Below are 3,317 nucleotides of genomic sequence, written 5' to 3'. Positions count from 1 at the left end.
GGTTTTCCGTGGCACCGGCCTTGCCCGGCAGGAACCCGCCAAAAAAACACGCCCCGGGCTCGGATGGAATCTCACTTTCCGGGCGGCCACGCACTCGCTTCAGCAGGTCAAATACGAGGGCGCGCAGTTCCGGAACGATGTTCTTGGGAGTAATTAGCTCGACAAGCGAGTCGTTGGTTTGATCCGGGTTGGTGTAATCCCACCCTTTTGTCTGCATCTTGATCTGGAAGCCCCGATCCCACTTGTAAGCCTCGATAACTCGTCTACTTGGATCGGCAAGAACATCGCCCCGATGAATGAAATATCGCGTAGCCGCGCCCGATACCTCTCCGCTTGCATACAGGAACGGATAAGCATCGACACTCCTGGTGCCCTTCAACTCCGCCTCGCGCGAGGCGACCTCCCGCTTAAACTGATCCTCCGGCATTGCCGTCGCCTCAAGAGGAACCCGGTCCACCGTGATGCTTCCAAACACAAAAACATCGGCCGGCATGTCAATCAGGTAGCGTCCCACGCAGCGTGGACCGAGATTGGCTGTTAGTTCGTTCACGGTTTTCTTCTCCTCTTGCGTTAATGGCTTGGGCGGATTGCAGGCTGTCAGGCATAGCGCGAAACATGCGATGGCCGCCTTGATTGCTCTTTTCATGATTTGTAGGCCATCGAGGTCTTCGCAACGCCACAGGCAATCTTGGTGATCGCCCAAAGGGCAAAGAGCTGTTGAGGCCTGTTCTTGTACGCACCTTCGTGATCGACGCCCGGATATGGCACACAAGCCTTGACTCTTCGGCCTGGGGCGGCACCGGATCGGATTGGTACCGTGCCATCTCCGTTCTCGCCGGCACCCTTCAAAATGAAGCTTGTCGCCAACGGTCTGCCGCCGGTGTGCTGGTGCACTGTCTGTTCGCCCTTCCCCGGATCGTGCAAGACCTGCCCGGCCGTGAGATCCTCAACTTTAGGATACGCATCGAACAACCGGAGAGCACTGGAGATCCTCCGCTCCCAGACCACGTCCCCCCAAGTTTTATGACTCGGATCGTCCCCGTAGAATGCATAGGTGGTTGCGTGGTATTTTCCGCTGATTTTTATCTGGAATTTTTCTACTTCGTTCCGAATCAAATCCACAAATCCGATCCAGTCCCGATCAATCGTCACCTTCTTCGGATCCAGTGGATTGATCAACTTGTCGTCGCACAGGCCCCACCACTTGCCGCGGACGGTATAGATCTCCTTGTACGGATCTGCCTTGGGCAAGCCGACCGTATTCTTGCCGTCCTTGAGCTTGAGCCAACCCATCCCGTACTCCGGGCTGGGCAGCAATTGCAGGGGCCCTGGTGATTGGGCGAACACGGCAGTCATTTCCGCGGCATTGGCGCCCAAGACGATGCCTTCCGGCATCTCCGTGCCTGCCTTCACCCGTTTATAGGCTGTAGCGGATCCAGTGGCAGGCATGACGCCGTGCACGATCCCCAGCACATGCTTACTCCCACCCATCATTTCGGAGTAGTAGCGAGATACCAGGCCGCCCATCGAATGCGTCACGATGATCACGTAGTCGCACATATAGCCCTTGCTCCGGTAGTACGCCATGAACTCCTGGATCTTCCCGTCCAACCGCTTTGCGGACTCCGCATTCGATTGGAGCCAGTTGTAACCTACGGCATGCAAGGGGAGCTGGTATTTATAGGAGAGTGCTACCTCATTGTGGGTTAGTAACTCGACGCCGGGTGCATTTGCCACAAGTGTCTTCATCAGGCGCGCGCGCTCGCCCGTCTTGCACTGATCGGCATCGTTGAGCGCGTTCTCGAGCCAGGGTAGAAACGTGCCATAGCTCATGAAGCCGACCTCACCCCACCCGCGGCGCTTCAGTTCGGCATCGCTCTGGCGCGTACCTTGCGGGATGGCTCCATCGGCATAGACCTGGGTTTTCTTGGGATCAAGGATCCGTTTTCGCGTATCCGGACCTCTGTTCGCCCACGCCGTCGACACACTCCCCTTGCCGTTTACGAGCCACACGTGTTTTCCGTCACCCCCCATCAAGTTCGAGCCCATCACACCCGGCACAAAGATCACGGGTATGATCCTGTCGGGCACCATGTGACATACGGCAATGCTGTCGTCGGACGGCGACATGACGGACGAGTAATGGACCGATCCATCATCGGCTATAGAGGGTGGGATAACGCGTTCAACGGTGGCCATACGAAGTTGCTCCGGTTTGCTTCTGCGTGGTTGTGGTTGTGAAGGTGCACTGCATGCCTACAGCCATTTATTCCGGATCGATGCGCAGGCGCAGCCCATCCACGAACAGACTCTTCTGCAACCCCGTCTTTCCTTCGGCATCGGTGGTGCCACGGATCACGCTGCCGTCTTCGCGAATGATGGAGAACGCGCGATGGCTGACCGGCTGGCCATCGAAGGGCCATTTGAGCGCGTATTGCTCGTCAAAGTCGGCGTGCTTCCACGTATTCATCGATTCGGCGAGCGAAGCCGGCCCCTGACGGCTGAACGCGGCCGACTTGATGGTCCGGTCCCCGCGCGTGCCGTCCTCAATACCCGTGGACGACAGGCGAACATAGGAGCCACCACACTTGAGCAGCAGTTCCTCCTTGGCCTCGATCACGACGCGCCCGTTTGCACTGCTGATCGTCATGGTCTTGTCCGACAGCAGGCGCATCTCATCGCCCTGGGCCTGGATCTCGACCTTGCCCTTTGCCGCAAACAGCTTGATGCCGAGCTTCTGCGCGAACACGGATACCCGTTCGCCTGCCGCAACCGTGAAGCGCTTGAGCACGCTGATGTCGGCATGACCGCCAGCGGTGGCGATCAGGTTCTGGGCTGCCGTGAGTTGCACGTCGGAGCCTGAAGCCAGCGCCATGCCCGCTGGTGCGCTGACAAGTATCCCGGCCTTGTTTAGCGCCGTCAGCGTATCGCTGAGCAGGGCCTTCTGCCGGTTGTAGTCCGCTGCTATCGCTTGCGCCGCAGTGGCAGCCGAGGCCAGCGCTTCGCTCTGCTGGAGAGCTTGCTGCAGCAGGTTCTGCGCCGCCTCCATATCGAGCTGCTTCCCACCGGCACTCGGCTGGCCATCCGCCGAAATGAACAGCCCCTTGCCACCCCGGATCGCCCCCCAGGCGTCGGTGCGCAGCTCAAAGCCTTCACCGCGCTTCTGGCGCTCGCCGTTGACCATATGCCCGAGGGTCAACTGGCTTTTGCCGGAATGCTCAGTGGAAAGCTGTACGTGTTCCTCGTCCTCCCAGTCTTCCAGTTCGACTTTGTTGCCGCTCTGCGTATGGATGACATTGCGCGACTGTGCGCGACTG

3 protein-coding genes are annotated in these 3,317 nt (G+C 58.8%); all 3 read right to left on the bottom strand.

Going from position 1 to position 3,317, the window contains the following annotated elements:
* Positions 1–646: hypothetical protein (locus AB4061_RS40375; RefSeq protein ID WP_441641629.1), on the bottom strand; the 646-nt coding region annotated here is incomplete at its 3' end.
* Positions 643–2,199, bottom strand: coding sequence for an esterase/lipase family protein (locus tag AB4061_RS40370; RefSeq protein WP_441641628.1), 1,557 nt, complete (start codon positions 2,197–2,199; stop codon positions 643–645). The genes AB4061_RS40375 and AB4061_RS40370, both read right to left, overlap by 4 nt.
* A 67-nt stretch (positions 2,200–2,266) precedes the next feature.
* On the bottom strand, positions 2,267–3,317 hold a 1,051-nt coding region (locus AB4061_RS40365; RefSeq protein ID WP_441641627.1), incomplete at its 5' end, for a DUF2345 domain-containing protein.

It is taken from the genome of Cupriavidus sp. YAF13 (genome assembly GCF_052113425.1).
Taxonomy (GTDB): Bacteria; Pseudomonadota; Gammaproteobacteria; order Burkholderiales; family Burkholderiaceae; genus Cupriavidus.
The sequence above is the reverse complement of the archived record's forward strand: the minus strand, read 5'-3'. Positions and strand labels throughout refer to the sequence as shown.